We start from the raw sequence: 23,615 nt of genomic DNA, 5'->3' as shown, positions 1-23,615 counted from the left end.
ACATAAATTGACTGGTAATCATTACCTTGTTATAATTGATTTAAATGGTAAATTAAACCATGTAGATACAGAACAATAACTTAGAAGGAGGAACAATCTTATTATGAAGAGATTTAAGAAAGTTCTGGCTTTGCTCTTGGTGATTTCAATGCTTTGCCCTTCATTAGCAGTTTATGCTTCTGGTAGTGTTGAACATACAAGTGAAGCCAAAGTACTCAATTTACTAGGTTTATTTCAAGGTGTTAATCCAGACAAATTTGATCCTGATCTTGAAGGTGACTTGACAAAAGGTGATGCTTTAATCATGATGTCACGAATATTTAATTGGGATCTAGAATCTACTAAAGGAAAGAAAATACCTTTTACTGATGTGGAACCTTGGCAAGTGGATGCTGTTACATATGCCTATGTCAATGGTATTACTCTAGGAGATGGGAATAAATCACTCATACAAGAAATGACTGTGAAGCAGTTGGTAACATTAGTTTTAAGAGAATTAGGCTATAAGAGCAACTATGCCTGGGAAAATGCTTTAGAATTAGCTTTAAAAGAAGACTTGTTAACATTTGAAGGTATTCTTGATGCAGAAGATGAAGCAATAAGAGATGATTTAGTAGGGGTTTGTTATCAAGCATTAATGGCTGTACCTCAAGGTGAAAAACTAACTGTTATCGAAATATTGATTGAAGAAGGGGTTGTAGATGAAGATATAGCAGTTGATGCTGGTCTGATAGAAGAGCCCGAGCCTGAAGAGTTTGAAGTATTAGATATAGAACCTATAAGCTTAGTCCAAACTTTAGTAGAATTCACCTCTGATGTTGATGATGATAGTTTAGATACAGATGACTTTGAAATTGATGGTGATGATGCATTGGATGTTGAACTAGAAGATGATCGAACAGTTTTAGTCACTCATGAGAAAGTCTCCAATGGATCAAAAGTGAGTGTTGAAGTTGATAATGTTAAGGGGATGGATGGAGAAGAAGCAGATGCTGTAGAAGATGAAAGTGTTCACTATTTGGATAAGGAATTTCCAGAGGTTGTTGACGCTGAAGTATTTGGAGAAAGAGAAATTAGAGTTGAATTCAGTGAAATGATGCAGTCTTTTAAAACAGATCTAGCTGATGAATTTGATGGTACAGATCATCAGTTTAATGTAGAGTCATCTGAGTTTGATGAAGACGGCTTTACTGTATACAAAGAGAATGGCAAAAAAGCAGGGATTAAGGCAATCCATAGAAATCCTAATAATTACAATGCTGTAGATATTACCATGTCATCGGATTTAAATGATGATGAAACATATACCATTAAGATCGATGCTGACTGTGTTGATTTTGCAGGTTACGGCATCTATGAAGAAATTGAAGTGGATGTAGAGTTATTAACTGATGAACCAGAAGTTGTTGACTACGATGTTGAATCAGCTACAGAAATTACATTAATATTTAATAGAGATATACAGCTAGAAGGTTCTAAAGATGATTTCTATCATACCAATACAAGCAATAAAGTTAAAGAATTACCACAAGTCGATGGTAAGGAGTTAACATTAACTTTTTATGATAGTGATAAGCTGCCAGAAGGCATCGGATATATTTATATTGAAGAAGATGCAATCGAAGACCTATACGGTAATGCGGTGGATACTATCAAAGTCGTTATTGAGAGAGAAGAAGATAAGACACCACCTATAGTCAGTGATATTGAGCAGGTAGATGGTGATGATGATGAAAATAAATACTTTGAAATTACATTTGTCGATAGTGATTTAGATGAAGATTCAGCAACGGATAAAGATACGTATATAGTCTATGATGAGGATGACGATGAAGTTGATATTAGAAGAGTAACCCTTGATGATGATGGTGATAAAGTTACTATCGAATTGAAAGATGAAGTATCTGGTGAAATAACACTTTATATAGACGGTCTTGAGGATACAGAGGGGAACGATATGAATAAATCCAAGTTCACCTTTGACATGAATGATGAAATAAGACCAAAATTAAAGAATACAAAAGTTACTTTCCATGAAGTTGATGATGATCTTGTGATACGAGTAGAATATGAGAAAGAAATGTCAGATGATGGTGAATATTCTGTCTTAGAACCTTCCAATTATCAATTAGTAGATGGTAATAAGTTATACGACGTTGATGATGATATTGAAGATGTTGACTTAGAATTAAGTGATGAAGGCGATGTGGTTACAATAACCATTCCAGAAGATGATGAGAATGATGTTTTCTGGGGTATTCTTCACGAAGATTGGGAATTAGTCATTGCTAGAGTAGCAGATGTATCAGGCAATCTGACCAAAGAATTAACCTATGCATTTGATATAGAAGGTGGAGACGATACGGTTAAACTTGTTGACGATGATGATTACAATGGGCCTTGGGTACGTGCCATTTCTTCGGAAATCATTGAAGTAAGAATTGACGATTATGTTTCTGTAGAAGATGATGATTTCAAGCTTTATTATGATTATGTCAATGATAATAGAGAGCTTGATATTAATATCAATGAAGATTATGATGATGGTGATACAATCGTTGAAATTGAGATTGATGATTATGAAATCAATGCCGATGGAACGGTTACCGTTGATGAGGATGATGGTCCTGAGGAATTAATCTTATGTATCGCTGCAGAAAAAGAAAATAATGGCGACTATATACCTGCTGAAACCGTCAATGATTTAGACACACCATTAGCACCGTATCCTAATCTAGAAGTATATGATTTCATAGAGCCAGAATTTGATGATGATGCAACAGAAGATTTCGTTGTTGATGGTTCTGGCAGCAACGCTGTATCACAAGGAACGGAGGTTGAAGTTAGTGTTATAGAATATAATGGTTATATTCAACCTACGTCAGATAATTTTGATACTCAAGTCAGGGTTGATGGTAATCAAGCATATGTTGTCTACACCCTTGTATTTAATGAAAATGTGGAATTTAATAATCAATCCATAGGAAAAACTGATTTTGAAATTGAATTTGATAATGATAACCTTAAAGCAGGCAGCGAATACGATGTGGTAACCTTTAATGATAGTAACATGGTTGAAATCCATATTTACCTTGATGGTAATGATGCAGATGATTATGATGGTAGATATTATATCACCGTAGAAGATGCTCAATACTTAGGTGATAGAGATGATAATGAATCTGCAACGAATTACGTTGAAGACTTTACATGGGATTTCGATATTTCAATTGAAACAACAGATATTGCAGGAAGTTTAACGGTGACAGCAGCAGATGATGATCAAAGTTCTGATCATACTGTAATTTCTGTTGAAGAACAAATAGGTTACTATAACGATCTTAAATACCTTTTAAGTGAAATGGATGTGGATCTTATTCCATACGAGGGAATGGTTGTGGTTGGTGCAAAAGCATTACCCTCTGATGGTATCATTGAAGCCGAGAGTGGCCAGTATGTATTAGTCTTTGAGGTTGATCAAAATGATAAAGTCATAAGGTATGGAAAAACCATTGCCGTTGTAGAAATTGAAGATGCAGGAACTTTAAACGTGACTGCATCAGATGATAATGATAATAATACCCATACAGTCCTTAGTGTCCAAGAGACACTGGGGGCTGGTAATAAGTTTGTATACTTAGTGAGTGATGAGAGTTTCACAGAATTACCTTACTTGGGAATGGAAGCCTTAGATACTTGGAGTAACTTACCGTCTGATGGTAGTATAGAGGCTACAAATGGGGACTATGTATTAGTGGTTGAAGTAGATTCAAGTAACGAAGTAGTCCGATATGGAATAACCAATGCAGTTGTAGAGGTAGAAGCTGCAGGAAGTCTAACTGTAACGGCATCAGATGATGACGATAATAATACACATACTATTATCAATGTCTCCGAAGAACTAGGAAACGGTAATAATCTAGTCTACACTGTAAGTAGTAATGTTTATTCAGAATTACCATACTGGGGAATGGAAGCTTTAAATGAGTGGGATGACCTACCAGCTAATGGTAGTATAGAAGCTGACAATGGAGATTATGTATTAGTCGTTGAGGTAGATTCAAATAATAAAGTAGTAAGATACGGTATAGCTAATGCCATTGTGGAAGCTGAAGTAGCAGGAAGTTTAACGGTGACAGCTTTAGACGATGAATCTAATAGTACCCATACAGTCATAACTGTGGAGGAAGAGTTAGCTGATGGTAATAAGTTAGTATATATTGTCAGTCAGTCACCTTTCGATGAATATCCCTATTGGGGTATGGAAGCCTTAACTGAATGGAGTGATTTACCATCCAGTGGAAGTATAGAAGCAAACAATGGTGACTTTGTATTGGTTATTGTAGTAGATTCAAGTAATAAAGTAGTAGCTTATGGAAGAACCATAGCCGTTGTAGAAGTAGAAGAAGCAGGAAGTCTAACAGTGACAGCTTCAGATGATAATACCAATAACACACATACCATAATAACAGTTGAAGGAGTATTAGGTGATGGTCATAAGCTGGTATATGATGTAAGCCAGGATAGCTTTACAGAGTATCCATATCTAGGGATGGAAGCATCAGTACTATGGGAAGACTTACCCACTGATGGAAGTATAGAAGCTGCCAATGGAGAATATGTTTTGGTCGTAGAAATAGATGGATATAATAAAGTAGTCAAGTATGGCATAGCCAATGCTATTGTTGAGGACGAAGAAGTAGGGAGTCTGACAGTAACAGCTACAGATGATGATAGCAACAATACCCATACGGTAATTACAGTTACTGAAGTATTAGGTGCTGAAAATAAGTTAGTATATGCGGTTAGTGAAACTGCCTTTGATGAATTGCCCTATTGGGGCATGGAGGCATCAGGACTATGGGAAGACTTACCCACTGAAGGAAGCATAGAAGCTACCAATGGAGACTATGTAATGATTATAGAAATAGATGGAAGTAATAAAGTAGTTAAGTATGGTATGACAAATGCTATTGTAGAAGTAGAGCCAGCAGGAGCCTTGACAGTAAGTGCAACTGATGACGAGAGTAATAATACGCATACAGTTATTACAGTTGTAGAAGCTTTAGTTGAAGGTAATAAGTATCTATACACTGTAAGTAGTACGGTTATCGTAGAATATCCCTATTGGGGAATGGAAGCTCCCGTAGAATGGGTTGAATTACCAGAGGATAGAATCATAGAAGCTATAAATGGAGACTACGTCATGGTAGTCGAAGTAGACATCAATAATCTAGTTGTTAACTATGGTATAACACAAGCTGTAGTTAATTAAGTAGCCAGTCAAAAGATCGGTCATTTTTGATCGATCTTTTGCATTAACAAACAGCCATTTGATCCTAATAGCACATCTATTATATTACAATCATATGATATTAGGGTGGGTTATGTCATATAGTACAAGCCTAGTGGAATAAGATGATATGAAATTGCAATCAAGGCTTGTAATCATTACAGAAGGGAGTATAAGATGAAAATTATTGAGGATTTTATACCTAAAGGACATTCAAATAGACCAGGTATTGCCATGAATCCCCTTTATATATGTATTTATGATACTGGTATGGTAGAGGAGGGTACCCATGCAAGAATGCTAGCTAGACATATGAAAACTATCAATCAATTGATTTCCTGGCATTATACAGTTGATGATATGGTTATTCTTCAGCATTTGCCATTATCTGAAGTGAGCTACCAGGTTAGTCAAGGGGATGATGAAAATAATGATAAGTCCATAGGTATAGCTATTTGTATGAATGAGGATGGTGACCGTCATAAAGCGGAGGAAAATGCAATTGAGTTAGTCATTTATTTAGTTAAAAAATATAACATTCCTATAGAAAAAGTAGTACAATATAACCATTGGGTAGGTGAAGATTTTCGTGAGGTTCTGAAAGAAGCTATTTCGTGAATATGTTGAAGACTACTTTTCTTGTAGTCCTCAATGTGCTAATATAAAAGTGAAGGTAACAATAGGAGGTGTACCAATGACAAGCGAAAATTATAAAAAGGCTCTAAAGTCAGCAAAAAAGGCATATCAAAGTAGTCTGTATAATGGAGAAAATCCTTATTTAGCAGCACTTGATGATATGGTTAATAGAGATGAGATTGTGTCTGAAGTTTATTTAGGGTTAACAGAAGTACCATTAAAAAAAATAGTTGGGACCAAAACACATTCTAGAAGTACAGCCTTTGCTAAAAACTTTATGCCTTTATTGGGTGAAGAAACAGAGTTTGCTATGAAGTGGGATGCCTTATGTAAGATACATGAGACGGAAGGTATCCGTGATCCTATCAAAGTGTATGAGTATTTAAATAGATTTTATGTATTAGAAGGTAATAAAAGAGCTTCTGTATTAAAATTTCATGAAGCAGTATCTATACCCGCTGTTGTTACACGATTAATTCCTAAAAGAGATGACGAGTCTATTCAAAATCGTTTATATTATGAATTTCTTAAATTCTATGACCTAACAAAAATTAATTTTATTTGGTTCACTCAAGAAGGTAATTTCACAGAGTTAATTAAATTAGTAGGTACGGACGATCGATGGGATGACGATCTTAGGATGGAATTTAAGCAACTCTATAACCGTTTTAGGCGATTATATAAGCAAAATGGTGGGGAAGGCTTAAGAATAACTACAGGTGATGCATTTTTAGAGTACTTAATGATATATGGTTACAAAAAGGCTAACAGTGCTCTAGATGAAGAGATTGGCAGACGTATAAAAAATATGATGCCAGAGCTTCTTTTATTAGCAAATAAGAAGCAAATTGATGTTTTGACTCAACCTATTGAAGTGGTACAAAGAAAAGGCCTTTTATCCAGTCTGACCAATATAGGTAATCGACGAACGAAAAAGGTTAGGGTAGCCTTTGTATATGCCAAAACGATAACAGAATCAGGTTGGACATTTGGTCATGAATTAGGGCGGAATCATATAGAAGAGGTTTTTCAAGAACAGATTGAAACGACCTATGTAGAAAACGTACCAGAAGGAAACGAGGCCTATAACCAGATAGCTAAGCTTGCTAAAGAAGGGTATGATGTGGTATTTACCACAACACCTACTATGATTAACCCTACATTAAAAGCTGCGCTAGAATACCCACATGTCAAATTTCTAAATTGCTCAGAGAATGTGTCTTATAAGCACTTAAGAACCTACTATGGGCGTATCTATGAAGCTAGATTTTTAACAGGTATTATTGCCGGTTCAATGACAAAGTCTGATGTAATCGGTTATGTAGCTAATTATCCTATTTCCGGGGTAATAAGTGGTATAAATGCATTTGCATTAGGTGCAAAATTGGTTAATCCTAAAGTTAAGGTTAAATTAGTTTGGTCAAAAATGGTAGAGTCAGATAACCCTCAAAAAACCATTGATGAAATATTAATAGATGCTGATGTAGATATCGTGTCTTCACAAGAATCTGTTATGGCATCTGGGGCTGATAAAGCCTTTGGTATTTACTCCATTAATGATTGTGATTCCGAAGATGAAGGGTGTAATACAAGGAATTATATTGCAACACCACTTTGGCACTGGGGTAAATTCTATGAAAAAATAGTGAAAAATATTTTAGATGGTACCTTTAATGCAGTAAATAATACCTTAGGAAGTGGTACAAAAGCTATTAATTACTGGTGGGGCTTAAACGCAGATGTGGTTGATATCCTGTATTCTAAATCTCTGGTGCCAGATGAGACTAAAAAGCTCATTGACTTTATGAAACGAATGATCAGCGTAGGTGAATACCATCCGTTTACTGGACCAATCAAAGACCAAAAGGGTCATGTGAGAGTGAATAAAGATGATATTCTGAATAATGAAGCTATACTGAGTATGAATTGGTTAGTCGATAATGTTGAGGGGTTTATCCCAACTAGTGGGGAAGAGGAGTTAGATATACCTATTGTTGATATGTTAGGAGTCAATAGACCATAGATCTTTATAGAATTATTATTAGAGGAATGAAACTAATGACCATATAAGAAAGACATGAAAAGTAAACATTACTTTTCATGTCTTTTTAATAAAAATCATTTCCTCTTAATGAAGCAAGATAACCTTTTCGATTTTTTTTGGCATCGTAGGCATACCTATTATGCATATAGTTAAAGATATAATACTCGTAGGCATTAACAATAGTTGTTTCGTTATGTTGAGTGATACGCTTTTGTTGACGATTATAATTGAGATGTTGATGACCATGGATATAATAACTGGGTTTGTATTGATCTAATAAGTCGTTAAAGCAATTAAAACCACGATGTGGCAAATCTTCTCCATCACCTAAACCGTAGGCAGGGGAGTGGGTAACTAAAATATCAAAACCGTTGTGTTTTCGAAGTTGCTTACGAAGCTTTTTAACACGTCTTAGCATAGCATCTTCTGTATATTGATTTTTACCATCGTTATAACGATATGATCCACCTAATCCAAGTATACGAACACCATTATGAATATATAACTGGTCTTCAATACTCATACAACCTTCGGGAGGAGTACGTTCATATCGGTCATCATGATTACCATGGACGTAAATCAATGGCACATGAATCATGGTCACCAAGAAGGATAAATATTTAGGTTTTAAATCGCCACATGAAATGACTAAGTCTATATCTTTAAAGCGTTCTCTATCAAAGTAATCCCAAATGTATTTTGACTCGTGATCAGATACAGTTAATATTTTCATAGTGATCCTCACTTAGTTTTAAGATTTATAAAGAAATTATTATATGTTTACGATAATATTTGTAAGTATAGATTATTGTTAATTTAAGATAAGGATATTATAACAATTCCAGTATACTTATACAATATCCATGTTTTAAGGATTTATATACCCTTTAATGCATATTTTTATGTAGAATGATAAGAGAATTTCACTGATATTTGCTTTTTTGAACACAATGTATAAATTCAAGGTCATTTATTATACAAAGTGCTTAAGCCAGCAATTACATTAATTAGAAACAAGAATTAAAAAATAAAGGCAGTCTATTGACTGCCTTTATTTATATTGGGGTTAACTTTAGGAAAAAAACGCTTTATTTAAATTCATTAGGTTATTAATTTAATAATTATTCAACTTCGATAGCGATACTTAATGCTTCAACTTCAGCTCCTGCAACATCTGCTAAGTAGTTTACAGTAGAATCTAAGTTGATTTCAATTTCGTCTTCTGCAACGAAGTCTTGTGCAAATTCGATTGTTAATACATTACCACTTACTGAAGTAGTGTAGTCAATACCACCAACTAATTCTTCATCAGAGGAGTCAATAGCATCACCAGATACTCTAATGTCTAAATCAGTAGCAATAAGATCAGCATTAGCAGTTGATAAATCTTCAGTGAACTCGATAGTTACTGTATCTTTAAGAACTGTTAATCCATCAGCATGAGTAAATGTTACGATTTCATTATCGTCAGCATCTACAGCTACTTCTGGAGTAATTTCATCTACGATTGCTATTTCAGCAGAATCAATGTTTTCACCATACTTGTTCTCAGATACATTACCGATAACTTTTACTTTAAGACCTAATCCACCAAATGTAGCATCATCATCTAATTCTTCTGCTAAAGTGATAGTTAACTCTGTATTACCATCTGAATTTTCATCAGCATCTACTGAAGACATTTCAAATGTAACTGCTTCATCAGTTGTTACGATTTCTAAATCTTCTGGTTCTACTTCAACTAACTCATCATCAAATGTAATAACGATAGTTTCAGCATCAATTGCATCAGCTGATTCAATTTCTACTGTACCAGCAGCGCTTAAAGTAAGTGTATCAGCTAATGGTGCTGTGTAGTTACCAGCAGCATCAGCAACACGAGCAAGTTCAACGATCATACCATCAGTTAAATCAATACCATCTTCATCAGCGTTTGGTACAAAAATTTCAATAGATTCGCCATTATCTACAACTTCGATATGAGCTTCATCAATTTCTGTTAACTCTGTACCATCAATAACATAGTTATCTTCATCTGCAACAGAGTACTTATCTTCAGTATTCATTTCTTCACCAAAGCTAATTTTAATGATTTGAACTTCTTCACCAGCATCATATAATGTAGCTGAGAAATCTGCAAAGCTAGGAGCAGTTAAATCTTCTACTTCAAATCCGATTTCTGCATTTAAATCATTACCGTGTAAGTCTTCTACATCTTCAATGAATAAAGTATATTCACCAGATAATTCTTCTTTGAAGTCTACAGTTAAAGTAAACTCATCAGAATCATCATAAACGACTTTTTTAATTTCATCTACTTCTTCACCATCAGCATCTACTAACATGAAGTTGTCTTCATCTTCAGCTGAATCTTCGTCAAGAGCTTCATCTAATTCAATTACAATTTGAGTTTCAGACTCAACTGTAACTTCTTCGATAACAGGAGCATCATAATCAACGTCAACATCAACTTTAATCATGATTTGGTCATTTTCATTATCCCATAAGTCAGCAATAGCTTCTTCATTGATATAAACATATGCTGTACCTTCTGGTAACTCGTTAGATGTGAAAGTTAAAGTAATTTCATTACCTTCTACAGCTACGTTATCAGCAGTATTATTGCTGTTTGTATGGTAGAAGTTATCTAAATCACTATCTTTAATTTGTACATCTTCATCAAATACTAATGTAACTTCTGTAGTTGTAGCATCTTTGTACTCAACAACTTCAGGAGCATCTTCGTCAACAGTTACATCAACAGTTACTGTTTCTTTAATAACATTGAAACCAGCGAAATCTTCAGCATCATCAACAGTTACGTCAATCTCGCCTTCATTTAAGTCATTGTATAAGTTAACATACCATTCAACGTTTGTATCATCTACAGCTACTACATCATCGATGTATAACTTCTTAGAACCTTCTCTAACTTCAAAGTTATCTTCTAGAACTGTCATCATTGGCTCAGAGAATGTAACTTTTAAAGTTTCATTACCAACAACTTCAACAGTATCAACTGTTGGAATAGTTTGATCTAAGAATGATAATTCGATTTCAGTTTCATCTAAAACCTTACCATTTTCAGCTACAACATTTTCAACAGTTAATGTAACTGTCTCTTGTTGTTTAGCTTCAGTACCTAAAGTAATAACAACAGTGTTGTCGCCTACTAATTCAAGATCTGAATCATCTAAGTCAGCATCATCAGCATCTAAAGAATAGTTTTCAATATCAGTTGCTGAATCTTCATCAACTGCAGTATTGAATGTAACTTGGATTTGCTTTAAGTTTAATGCATCAACTGAAGCAACTTCTAATTCAGTTTCAACAACAGCTTTACCAATTTTTTCACCTAATGTGATAGACTCACCTTTTACTTCAGAAGCTAAAGTGTCATAAGTCATATCTACGATTTCACCAAACTCTGCAGTTGAGTTGTCAATTGAATCCGCGTCTTCGATAAGACCAACTTCTTCAGCTTTTTCGCCAACTTCAGCCCATGTGAAATCTTCATTGTAATCATAACCTAAAGATTCTAACATGATTTTAGCATAAGCTTTGTCAGTCATTGTATCTACTGGTCTGAATGTGCCATCTTCATAACCATCGATACCTAAGTCATTGTTATAAGTGTAAGCCATTAATGTTTCAACATAAGATGAGAATTGACCAGCATCTGCAAATGATGCTTCGCCTTCAGAATCATATTGCTCCATTAATTCTGCTTGGTTAAAGCCGTTTTCATCTTCCTCTGTAAGTCTTAACATTAATACTACAGAACGATAACGTTCCATGTTTGTATTAAGATCTAAACTATCATCATTAGAACTATCTCCTAAGATAATGCCTAAATCCATTAATACATCAAGTTTGTCTTCAGTTGTTAACTCGCTAGCAGAAGCAACAGCAAAGTTAGAAACAGCCATTGTACCTGCTAAAGCAAGAGCTAACGCTCTTTTTGTTTTAAACATGTGTAGTCCTCCTTGTTTGGTCATAGTTTGGGTCAATTAAAGTGTTAGTTTGTCGAAGTTAATGTACCCAATGTCACCAACGCTCATTTATGTAGCGCCTGTTCGGGGAAGAACGGTAACATTTCGTACCTCAATTGCTATGTTACTACTTCCTACCCCTAAAAGTAAATAGTGAATAATTGGTAGATTATATCTAGTGTATACAATCCATACATTAGACGGCGGTACCCCCTTTGTAGTTCCAATTACTCCATATAGAAAATTATGGGATAAGTCTTGTTAGCAATATTGACATAATAATTTACTATATGATTTTTCTATTATGTGTTGTATTATATCGAATTATTGTTTATTTAGGGTTACAATGACATTAATATACGATAATAATTATATTAAAGAAATATTTCAGAGCAAAAAACGTTGCAAAATCACCTAAATTTTACTAAAATGATTATAGAGCCTTGTCATAATAATAGTGTAAACAACAAGAGGAGGAAGCGATATGATGAAATGGAAGAAACAAATAGCTTTTTTTATAGCTTTTTTACTTCTCTTTAGTAACGTTAAGATAGTATCTAATGCAGCGTTGTATACTGACGTGCCAACATGGGCAGAAGATTCTGTTGATCGTGTATCTGAAGAGGGGTTACTCGTAGGAAGTACAAGTGGGAATTTCAGCCCTTATGAAAAAGTAACATATTTTGATTTAGTTGATGTTTTAGCGACTATGGTGGGATATAAGAACCCAGATATTGATTATTCCATACCAGAGGAGCAAAAGAATTACATAGACAATGCTTACAATGCAAACAAATGGGTAATTGATTCCTATTCCAATGGAAAAGGTAACTGGGAACATATCCAAGACGAGAAGATAGCCTATCTACTACAAGGAGGTATATTGGACCAAGCGGACTTAAGTCTTTTTATCAAATCTGACAATGCTAAAGGTTATGTAACAAAAGAAGCATTATCTAAATACTTAGTTAGAGTACTTGATTTGGAGAACCAAGCATTTATGTCAACTAGCACTACGGGATTCGCGGATGATGGCAAGATTAATAGTATGTACAAGCCATATGTAGCAATGTTAAAATCCTTAAATATTATATCAGGAGATACAGGCAATAATTTTAACCCTGAAGAAGAAGTAACCCGGGTAATATTAGCTGTTGTTATTGATAATGTACTTACTTATCAGAATGCATCTTCTGTTGAAGTACCAACGAATGAGTATGAAAATTTGAAAGAGATTTCCGGTAAAGTAGTAGAAGTATATGATTTTGCTACTATGAAAGCTGTCCGCATTGGCGCAGATACGAATAATACGCTATATAAGGTTGCTGATTCAGTAGAAATATATAAGGATAATATAAAAGTTAATGGAGCCCTCAGTGAATACGTTAAACAATATGACACAGCTACAATTTTTATAGCAGACAACGTTATTCAAAAAATATATGTTGGTACTCAGACGACAACAACGCCACCTGTCATTGATAATCCTGTAGATAATAATACTTCCCTTAACTATGAAGAAGTCACAGGTATTATCGAAAATGTTATCAACACTTCTGAAGGATATAGAGTAACGTTAAAAGTGCAATATGTTACTTTGACAGAGATTAAAGAAGTGAAGAAAGAATACATTATATCTGGTACTGCAGAAATCCGTGAGAACGGAGCAACAATCGATCTTTATGATGTGGATTTGGGAGCTATAGCTACTGCAAAAGTCCATAATGGTGTTGTTTATGAATTGGATACTTTAAATAAAAAACATACTGTTGAAGGTACGATTCTCAGCAAAGAATTATATGAAGATAAATTCGTTATCGAAATAGTAGACATTGATGGTGAGATTAGAACTTATAACTTAGATCAAGATACGGATATCGATAAAGAAGATGTGAAGAAGCCAACTTTTAACGATATCGCCATTGGAAATGACGTTGTCATTGAAGCAGAGTATGATAGAGTTGTGGAAATTGAGTGTACATCCGATATTGACAATTATGAAGGACATGTTGTAGAAATAGTCATTGCTACATCACCAAAAATAAAAATCAAGGATGAGGATGGATTAATACATGATTTTGTCTTCAGTTTTGACGCTATCATGGAATATGACGACAAAGGTATCAATATCTATGATTTAAAGCTAGGTTACGAAGTAGAAATAGATTCTGATGCTAAAGAAATCTATGCTCTAGAACTTAAAGATAAAGTCGTACAAGATACAATTGAAGGAATCATTAAAGAAGTGAACGAAGATGGTGAAGAGTTAATCGTTCAAGTAAAGATTGATGATATCAGTAGTCAGTATTATTTAAAGACTTTAGAAGTTAATGGTAGTACAAAGATTTATGAAAATGGCAGCTATATGTCTAAAACAGAATTAGAAGAAGGTATGAGAGTCATTATCACATTAGATGATAAAGATGAGAATGAAGCTGATGTCATCCATGTATTAAATTAAATTCACTAGAAATCCTATTGGCTAATCAGTTAATAGGATTTTGTTTTTAGGTTCAAATATTAATAATTTGTGAAGTTTCATAGCATGCTATTGTATTCAATAAATAAACAGAATATAATCTAAAGTAAGGCAAAATAGGTAAAGTTATGTATAGTTTATCTGAATATATAGGAATCTAAAGACTAATCAACTGAAAGACTTATAAAAAAGTTTAAACTGCACATAAAGTAACGATATTTTGCTTAATGATAAGAGGAGTAAAAGGAGATGATGAAAATAAAACGTAAAAGCTTATTCACGGTATTTTTATTAAGTATGTTTATACTTAGTATTGTACCTATGTCCGCTGAAAATGTTGAAATCTATTCTATGGAAAAACTACTAGATATGTACATAGAAAATAGTCATGATATTGAAATAATGGAACTAGAGTATGAATTAACAGAACTTAAGTATCAAATAGAATCTGATGATCTTGATAATAAAGAACGTCAAATGACCAGAGACAAAGATGACTTTTATGATACCAAGGACAATAGCTCGTCTCAAAAAAATATTGATGAAAAGAGAGATGAGTATTATGCATCTGCAAAGGCATATGCAGCCAGTACAAAGGATCTAATGATACAAGAGTTTGAAATCAAGAATCAAGATAAATATGTTGCTAACGATACAGCAAAGAAGAAGAATAGCTTTAAGAATGATTTATGGCAACTATATGAACTAGATAAGCAATTAGAAGTATTAAACGCTACATCAGATTTATATAAGAGTAAATATGAAGTAGCTCAGTTATCTTATTCCTTAGAAAATATGACAGAATCAGACCTAAACCAAGCTTTAATCGACTATGAGCAAATGGTCTTAAATAGTGATACATTGATTAATAATTTAGACATGCTTAAAGGTAATGTATATATTAATTTAGGCATAGAGCCTGAAGGTGAACCACAGTTTGATATAGTACCACCTCAGAGTATAAGTCCTGTAAACATAACCTATAATGATTTACTTAGTAGCCATAAGAGTAATAGTTTAGATTATGAAAAACAAAGTTATTCTTTAGAAGCGGAGAAAGTTTACTTTGATATATTAGCAGGTGTATTTTTAGAAAACAGTGATGATTATCAAGAGAATCTCAATAATTATAAAAAAGTTCAATTAGATTTCTACAATTATGAGAAAGAGTTAGATCAAATGGTGCTAGATGTATATTATAACTATCAAAAAACTATAGATGATTATAATTATGCTAAGGATACTGTTGAACTGGCTCAGAGACAATATAATGAAGCTGAAACAGCTTTTGAGGTTGGTCAAATTAGTGCTTTAGATATGGATGGAGCAAAGCTTCAATTACTTAATGCTGAATTAACTTATGATCAATCACTTATAAGTTGTGCTAAGGCCACAGATGAGATAGCATTGTTGATGGATGGAATATCTATAAAATAAGAAGGTGACATATGAAAAGAATATTAAGTATTATTCTGATTACTTTTATGATTATATTACCTCTGACAGCCTTAGCAGATGAAAATAATGTATATAGTTATGAAGATCTTAAAAAGATTTACGAAGAACAGAGCAAGGTTGAAGAGGAAATTAAGTTAGAACATGAACTAACAAAGAGCCAATATGAAGATGGTTTAGATGACTATGCAGATCTTGAAGAGGGTGTTCAAGAGTTAGATGATCAAAAAATAATCTTGAAACAACAGCTTGATCAGAATATAGAAGAGCAGCTTGATGAAGAAGATGAAGATCCATTTGAAGAATATATTTTGGATCTACAGATGAATGGTTTAACAAATGGTTATGGTACAGTCTTAACCATTTATGAAAATCTTGTTAGACAGCAAATTAATCTTTATAGTCAAATGGAGTTATTGAAGGTACAGTTAGACAGTATGGATAAGCAACTTCATCAAAATAAGATTGTAGCTGAGAATGATTTTGATCAATTATGTTACGACTATTACTTACTACAACAAGAACAGACTTTAGTAGTAAGCGAGAAAGAACTTCTAGATGAAGAACTAGAAAATTTAAAACAACAGTTTTCATTAGGTACTGTCACAATGACAGAAGTTCATCAAAAAGAGAATGAAGGCTTACAACTAAAAGAAAAAGAAAATCGTATTAACAATGAACTCGAGAAAAAATATATGGAACTTATTCAGGTACTTGGTCTTTCATTAGAGGATCAACCAGTTTTTGATATTAATGAAGAGGACATGAAGTATGATTTAGATGGAGTTATTGAGTATGTCAGTTTTGAAACAGTTGCTAAAAACAATAATCTAATGCTGGCTACACTTGATAGACAGTTAGAAGTTTATAATGAAATCGAAGATTTAATCAAAACTGCATATGATGAAAATGAAGAAGAGTATGAAATGCTCATGTTAGAAAATGAAATCAATAAGAAAAATACAGCTTATAATATCCAACAAATAGACCTTATGTTTAGATATGAATATAATGGTTATGAAATAGCTAAAAAGCAATTTGAAATTAATCAGAAGACCTATGATATAGCTGTCAAGGACTATGAAACTGCTAAGCAGAAATATGACCAAGGTATGATTAGTGATTATGAATGGTTAGAAGCTCAGTATGACCATGAGTTATCTAAATTCAGTTATGATCAATCTATTGCTAATTTTATTGAAGCTCATAATAGTTTTATTGAAGCTATTTATGGGAAGATGGAGATGCCTAATAGTTAATTAAGTAAAAAGCAACCCTAAATGATAAAATAGGGTTGCTTTTTTGATACTAGAATTCTGAGTTGTGAACTGTTCTTGGGAAGGATACGACATCACGGATATTGGACATACCCGTCATATACATGATAGCTCTTTCAAATCCTAAGCCAAAACCAGCATGTTTTGTACCACCGTATTTACGAAGGTCTAAATACCACCAGTAGTCATCTTTATGAAGACCAAGCTCTTTCATTCGAGCTTCAATAACGTCTAAACGCTCTTCTCTTTGGCTACCGCCGATGATCTCACCAACACCTGGTACAAGTAAGTCCATAGCTGCAACAGTCTTGTTGTCATCGTTCATGCGCATATAGAAGGCTTTGATATCTTTTGGATAGTCTGTTACGAATACTGGCTTTTTGAATACTTCTTCAGTTAAATAGCGCTCATGTTCTGTCTGTAAATCAGCACCCCATTCAACTTTGTATTCGAATTTATTACCACTGTTTTTTAATAAATCAATTGCTTCTGTATAAGTAACACGAGCAAAATCAGCATTAACGATGTTTTCAAGGCGATCTACTAAGCCTTTATCGATAAATTGATTGAAGAATGCCATTTCCTCTGGGCAATGCTCCATGACATAAGTAATGATGTATTTTAACATATCTTCTGCTAATTCCATATCATCTTCAAGATTAGCAAAAGCAATTTCTGGCTCGATCATCCAGAACTCAGCTGCATGACGAGGTGTATTGGAATTTTCAGCTCTAAAAGTCGGTCCAAATGTATAAACATTTCTGAATGCCATAGCATATGTTTCTACATTTAATTGACCACTTACTGTTAGGTTAGATTCTTTGCCAAAGAAATCTTGTGAGTTATCCACATTTCCTTCATCAGTTGTGGGTAAATTCTCTAAATCCATGGTTGTTACACGGAACATTTCTCCTGCACCTTCACAGTCACTACCTGTAATAATTGGCGTATGCACGTAAACAAATCCTCTATCTTGGAAAAATTTATGGATAGCATAAGCAGTTACAGAACGTACACGGAAGACAGCAGCGAATGTATTGGTACGAGGTCTTAAGTGTGCAATAGTTCTTAAGTATTCAAAAGAGTGACGTTTCTTTTGAAGTGGATAATCTGAAGTAGATAATCCTTCAATTTCAATTTTAGTAGCTTTAAGCTCAAAAGGTTGTTTCGCACCAGGTGTTAGAACAAGTTGGCCTGTAGCGATAACAGCTGAACCAACAGGAACTTTTGAGATATCTTTATAGTTATCAAGCTGATCTGCTTCAAACACGATTTGAAGAGTCTTAAAGAATGTACCGTCATTGACTACGATAAAGCCAAATGCATTTGAGGCACGGATACTTCTTACCCAAGCGGCAACGGTAATTTCTTTGTCTGCAAACTGTTCAGGATTTCTAAACAACTCTTTTACAGTTGTGTATTTCATGGTTAATCCCCTTTCGTATAATACTGAACTTCAGCACTGTAAAGCGCTAGCGTGTAGGCCTTCAATGCATAAGTTTTACTTTCTAGAGTCATTATACACCTTATAAGGCAAGTTGAAAAGGCAGTAAAAATTATTTTTTCTTCTTAAATGTTGGATTTTTATTGTCTTTCTATGATATACTCTTAATAATTGGGTAGTTATCCCATTTACGACTAACTTAATACCTGACTTCGTTATATAAAACGGAAACAGGTTAATGATTAAAGAGGTGAAGATATGGATCCACGTATAGTTACGTTAGCTAAAAATTTAGTGAACTATTCATGTAAAGTAAAGAAAGGCGAAAAAGTACTCATTCATTATATTGGTAATGATACACATCTTTTAGCCAAGCAATTAATTAAAGAAGTTTATGAAGCAGGCGGAGTTCCATTTATTTCTCATACAAATAACCGTCTTTTAAGAGAACTTTTATTAGATTGTTCAGAAGAGCAAATGAAGCTTCAAGCAAGTTTTGAAGCCATGAGAATGAAAGAAATGGATTGTTATATAGGTGTAAGAGGTTCTCATAACTCAGCTGAAATGGGTGATGTACCAGCTGATAAGATGGAACTCTATATGAAACATCTTGTAACAGAAGTACATGGTAAGATTCGTGTACCTGATACTAAATGGGTTATCTTAAGATATCCTAATAACTCTATGGCCCAAATGGCTAATATGAGTTTAGATGCATTTGAAGAATTCTACTACAATGTATGTAACTTAGATTATGCTAAGATGTCAAAAGCTATGGATAACTTAGTAGAGCTTATGGAAAAAACGGATAAAGTAAGAATCGTTGGTGAAGGGACTGACTTATCATTCTCTATCAAAGGGTTACCAGCTATTAAGTGTGATGGTGAAGTTAATATTCCTGATGGTGAAGTATTTACAGCACCTGTTAGAGATTCTATTAATGGTGTATTATCTTATACAGCTCCAGCTCTTTATCAAGGTACTACTTATGAAAATATTCGTTTTGAATTTGAAAACGGTAAGATTGTTAAAGCAACAGCTAATGAAACTGAGAAAATTAATGATGTACTTAATACTGATGAAGGTGCACGTTATATCGGTGAATTTGCTATTGGTGTTAACCCTTATATCCTTGATCCAATGAGAGATACGTTATTCGATGAAAAGATCATGGGTTCATTCCACTTCACACCAGGTCGTGCTTACGGTGAATGTGATAATGGTAACTATTCTAATATTCACTGGGATCTTGTTTGTATCCAAACTCCTCAATATGGTGGTGGAGAAATTTATTTTGATGATGTACTCATTAGAAAAGATGGACAGTTTGTTGTTCCTGAATTAGAGTGCTTGAATCCTGAAAACTTAAAATAAAGTGTAAAAATATACTTTTAAAATCCGCCTTCCAGGCGGATTTTTTTGTGGTTGCTTACGGTCAGTGGTATAATAGAATAAATTTAAGTGAAAATCTTAGTTGATCGCATTAGGATCAAGCATCTCATGGGATCTATTGCGCTGGCTGGAAAGACATCCATGTCTTAGACAGCCAGGCTCACCGTCCATGGTTCGCTGCTCCATAGAACCCATGAGACGCTTTCGGTATTGATTCGATGAGTGAATACATAATAGGTAAATTTAAAAGGCTAGAGTTAAGAAGTAGGTTTACTAGTATACGTAAACTTCCTAAAATCGATGACAAGATTAATAAATAATAAGTGAAGTGAAAAGAACGAAAGTTTAGATAGGAACGAAGCAAAGATGAAGGTGTGGTTATATGTATAAAGTCATGGTTGTTGACGATGAGATATGGACGGTCAAAGGGATTATTGCTAGTTGTCAGTGGGGGGAGCTAGGTTGTAAGGTGGTCTTTGATACGACTAGTCCTATGGAGGCTCTTAATTATATGGCGAATCATGAGGTTGATATTGTTTTAGTGGATATCAACATGGATGAGATGAATGGTTTAGATTTGATCAAGGAAGCTAGGATGAAGGGTGTTAAGTCTGAGTTTGTTATTATTAGCGGATATGGTGAGTTTGAGTATGCAAGAAGTGCTTTGCAGTATGGTGTCTTTGATTATATTTTGAAGCCTGTAGATAGAACTATCTTAAATGACACCATACAAAACCTTGTGAAGTCTATTCAATTAAAGGAAGATACCCATGGTGAGTCCTTGTGGTTGACTATCGAAAAAATCCTCAATAAGGATATACGGAATTTTTCAGATGCATTTAGTGAACGGGGATTGGAACCAAAGTATTCAGGGTTTCAAGTCGTTATTATAGAGGGTGAGCTTAGTCAACAGTACATGAATAAGCATTTTAAGAGTGAGCAGGTTCTTTATATAACTCTTCCATTAGGTCAGCAGAAATTTTTGGTGTTTATGAATAGCGATAATGATTTAAGCAAACAGCTATGTGAAGATACATTTAATTTGAAAGTTGGAGTCAGTAGTTACACTAGAGAGAAAGAGGGTATTGTAAGACTTTATTATGAAGCGGATTGTTCTTTCTATAATAATTTTATAGCTGGACCCAAAGCTTATGTCTTTGAAAAAAATGTAAGTAAGGGGGAAGCTATTATACAGAACTTAATAACTGGTAATGCAGCCCGGTATTATGAAATCATTGAAACATTGGCACTTAATAAGGAAAACTACACCATAGAGGAGTTCACCCTGCTTTATAATTCAACAGCTGCGTGGTGTAATTATTATTATGTGGACCACGTATTACACAACTATACTTCTTACGATGAAATCTATAAAAACTTTAAAGATGTTAGAGAGCTCATTGAATTTTTAAAAGATATGGTTCAAGGGATTAAAGAGGTTCAAGGGATTAAAGATGGTATTGATAAAGATGAGAATATTCAAGAAATACTGGATTACATTCATGAACATTATCATGAAAATATCTATCTCAGTGATTTGGCTAATGAATTCTTTTATAATCAGAGTTATATTTCTAGTTTATTCAAAAAACATTTGGATAAAACCTTTACAGAATATTTGAAGGATTTTCGAATGACAAAGGCTTGTGGCTTATTATTGGAAACAGAACACAGTATAACGGATATAGCTAATCAAGTGGGCTACAGTGATTATTGTTATTTCTCTAAAATCTTTAAAAAGAGTTATGGAATAACACCCTTACAATATCGTAAAGGTCGGTGATGGTTATTGGTATTAAGAAAAAAAATAAGATTGGTGATTTAAAGATAGGTAATCAAGTACTTTTACTCTTTATTACTTTGATGGCTAATTCCGCTATTATCGTTTTAATATTGTTGTTTTGGCTAAACGGGAATATCTATAGTAATGTAATTAACTCTGTGAAAGATGTTAATATGGCTATTAAAAGTAGCATTGAGCAGAGTGTTAAGATGAATCAAGAATTAGCAGAACAGACTGTTAGATACTTTGAAGATACAGATTTTGTTAAGATTTATTTAAAAGAAGAAACCAATGCAGAAATGATTAGTATTATCTATAATATATCAAGGGATGTAGTGCCTGATTTCCTCTATAGCTATATTTATAATATCTCATCAGAAGAGAAAATCTATATTACATATGATGAAAAAGAAAGATATTTACATATAGTAAAGGATTACTCTTTAAATGATACACGATATAAAGACCCCTTTTATACAAAGATTTATTATGATGAAAAATCGAAGACAGACTATTATGCGTATATCTATCCTGTTAGTAATAAAGAAAGCAATCATATTGAAAGTTATTATGTAATGATACATGATTTTAAAATTATTAAGGATACCGTTACACGTATCTTAAATGACGATGGCGTTATCTTTAGTATTTATGAAAAAGATCAATTAGTTTATAATTCTCATAATGAGATTCTTGCATCACAAAATGTAGATGAAGGGATTAAAAATGGTGAAACGGTTAGTTTCTTTGAGACTATAAGTGGTGACCATTATTTTGTACAAATTAGCTTTATCGATAATACAGATTGGAAATATGTGATTTATATACCAAGGATTAAGATTTTTTCAGATATTATTATCATGCTATTAGCATTTTTAGGGATATCAATCATATTAGTTAGTGTTGCTATGGGTTTTTTTATTGGTATAAAAAGAAGCATTTCCAAACCAATCGACCATATTATCTATCAGTTAGAGAACATAGATGACTATACTGAACATCAAAGAATTGAAGTTGATGTGAATAATGAAATCAGTAGTATCGTCAACCACATGAATATTATGTTAGGAAAGATTCACGGATCTAATAAGGAGATTATCAGTACCCAATCAAGACTCTATGAGATGGAACTTGGTCGGGCTGAAGCTGAATTATCCTATTATCAAAGTCAAATTAATCCTCATTTTTTATACAATAATCTAGAGTTTATTAGAAGTCTTGGGGCTATATATAATATCCCGGAAGTAGAAAAGATATCTGTAGCCATGTCACAGATCTTTCGCTATTCCATTAAAGGTAATAATATTGTTTCCTTAGAAGAGGAATTAGATTGTATCAGAAACTATTTTTCTATTATGGACTTGAGGTTTCCAAATAAATATAAAATGCTTATACGCATTGAAGGTGAAGCTCAGAGTATACAATTACCTAAGATGATTTTACAACCCGTAGTAGAGAATGCTTTTAAACACGGTTTTGTTAAAAGGCGTAATAAAGGATATCTATTAATCAGAATTTTTGCCTATGAGGATTGTTATTGTTTAGAGATTATTGATACAGGTATAGGTATTAGCCAAGATAGAATTCACGAGATTAATGACCGTTTGATTAAAGAAGATTATAAGACAGATATGGAAAGCATGAAGAAAATTGGTTTGGATAACGTCAATAATCGCTTACGGATACAGTATGGTGAAGGTTATGGCGTTCAAGTCAAGAGTAGGGAAGGTTATTATACAAAGGTTATATTGAAGATAAAAAGAAACGTGTCCCCGTAAACCATTGGTTTATGGGGATTTTTTTATGGATCTAAAAATATT

12 protein-coding genes are annotated in these 23,615 nt (G+C 33.5%); 9 read left to right on the top strand and 3 right to left on the bottom strand.

What is annotated here, in order from left to right; all coding sequences use genetic code 11:
• The first annotated feature begins 103 nt into the window (after positions 1 to 103).
• The 3 genes from C1Y58_RS20835 to C1Y58_RS20825 all read left to right on the top strand — a co-directional run bounded on the left by C1Y58_RS20835 (position 104) and on the right by C1Y58_RS20825 (position 7,952).
• Positions 104 to 5,275 carry a hypothetical protein gene (locus tag C1Y58_RS20835; RefSeq protein WP_105618428.1) on the top strand — a complete coding sequence of 1,724 codons (5,172 nt, stop codon included), beginning with the start codon at positions 104 to 106 and terminating at the stop codon, positions 5,273 to 5,275.
• 195 nt (positions 5,276 to 5,470) lie between these two features.
• Positions 5,471 to 5,911, top strand: coding sequence for a peptidoglycan recognition protein family protein (locus C1Y58_RS20830; protein ID WP_105618426.1), 441 nt, complete (start codon positions 5,471 to 5,473; stop codon positions 5,909 to 5,911).
• Positions 5,912 to 5,987: 76 nt separating this feature from the next.
• On the top strand, positions 5,988 to 7,952 hold the full coding sequence (locus C1Y58_RS20825; RefSeq protein WP_105618424.1) for a BMP family ABC transporter substrate-binding protein: 1,965 nt from the start codon (positions 5,988 to 5,990) through the stop codon (positions 7,950 to 7,952).
• An 85-nt stretch (positions 7,953 to 8,037) separates the two neighbouring features.
• On the opposite strand, the gene C1Y58_RS20820 is transcribed toward C1Y58_RS20825, so the two are convergent.
• Together C1Y58_RS20820 and C1Y58_RS20815 are read right to left on the bottom strand one after the other, a co-directional pair.
• Positions 8,038 to 8,706, bottom strand: a complete 669-nt coding sequence (locus C1Y58_RS20820) for a metallophosphoesterase family protein (RefSeq protein WP_105618422.1) — start codon at positions 8,704 to 8,706, stop codon at positions 8,038 to 8,040.
• Positions 8,707 to 9,094: 388 nt separating this feature from the next.
• A complete protein-coding gene (locus tag C1Y58_RS20815; RefSeq protein WP_105618420.1) occupies positions 9,095 to 11,947 on the bottom strand; it encodes an Ig-like domain-containing protein in 2,853 nt (950 codons plus the stop codon).
• A gap of 502 nt (positions 11,948 to 12,449) precedes the next feature.
• Here C1Y58_RS20815 and C1Y58_RS20810 point away from each other — a divergent pair.
• The 3 genes from C1Y58_RS20810 to C1Y58_RS20800 all read left to right on the top strand — a co-directional run bounded on the left by C1Y58_RS20810 (position 12,450) and on the right by C1Y58_RS20800 (position 17,158).
• Complete coding sequence (locus C1Y58_RS20810; protein WP_105618418.1) at positions 12,450 to 14,426, top strand: S-layer homology domain-containing protein; 1,977 nt, start codon at positions 12,450 to 12,452, stop codon at positions 14,424 to 14,426.
• Between the two features lie 267 nt (positions 14,427 to 14,693).
• Positions 14,694 to 15,881: a TolC family protein gene (locus C1Y58_RS20805; RefSeq protein WP_105618416.1), complete on the top strand. Its 1,188-nt coding sequence runs from the start codon at positions 14,694 to 14,696 to the stop codon at positions 15,879 to 15,881.
• 11 nt (positions 15,882 to 15,892) lie between these two features.
• Positions 15,893 to 17,158, top strand: coding sequence for a TolC family protein (locus tag C1Y58_RS20800; RefSeq protein WP_105618414.1), 1,266 nt, complete (start codon positions 15,893 to 15,895; stop codon positions 17,156 to 17,158).
• A gap of 49 nt (positions 17,159 to 17,207) precedes the next feature.
• Here C1Y58_RS20800 and asnS read toward each other — a convergent pair whose 3' ends face one another.
• On the bottom strand, positions 17,208 to 18,602 hold the full coding sequence (gene asnS / locus C1Y58_RS20795; protein WP_105618412.1) for an asparagine--tRNA ligase: 1,395 nt from the start codon (positions 18,600 to 18,602) through the stop codon (positions 17,208 to 17,210).
• A 276-nt stretch (positions 18,603 to 18,878) separates the two neighbouring features.
• On the opposite strand from asnS, the gene C1Y58_RS20790 reads away from it, so the two are divergent.
• From C1Y58_RS20790 to C1Y58_RS20780, 3 genes are all read left to right on the top strand, one after another.
• Positions 18,879 to 19,994, top strand: a complete 1,116-nt coding sequence (locus C1Y58_RS20790) for an aminopeptidase (protein ID WP_105618411.1) — start codon at positions 18,879 to 18,881, stop codon at positions 19,992 to 19,994.
• A 400-nt stretch (positions 19,995 to 20,394) separates the two neighbouring features.
• Positions 20,395 to 21,795: a response regulator transcription factor gene (locus C1Y58_RS20785; RefSeq protein WP_105618409.1), complete on the top strand. Its 1,401-nt coding sequence runs from the start codon at positions 20,395 to 20,397 to the stop codon at positions 21,793 to 21,795.
• Positions 21,795 to 23,573, top strand: a complete 1,779-nt coding sequence (locus C1Y58_RS20780) for a sensor histidine kinase (protein WP_105618407.1) — start codon at positions 21,795 to 21,797, stop codon at positions 23,571 to 23,573. Before C1Y58_RS20785 ends, C1Y58_RS20780 begins: the two co-directional genes overlap by 1 nt.
• Positions 23,574 to 23,615: the final 42 nt, after the last annotated feature.

Source organism: Vallitalea okinawensis (genome assembly GCF_002964605.1).
Classification (GTDB): Bacteria; Bacillota; Clostridia; order Lachnospirales; family PQDH01; genus Vallitalea_A; species Vallitalea_A okinawensis.
Note: the sequence above shows the minus strand (reverse complement) of the source record. Positions and strands in the feature narration are given on the sequence as shown.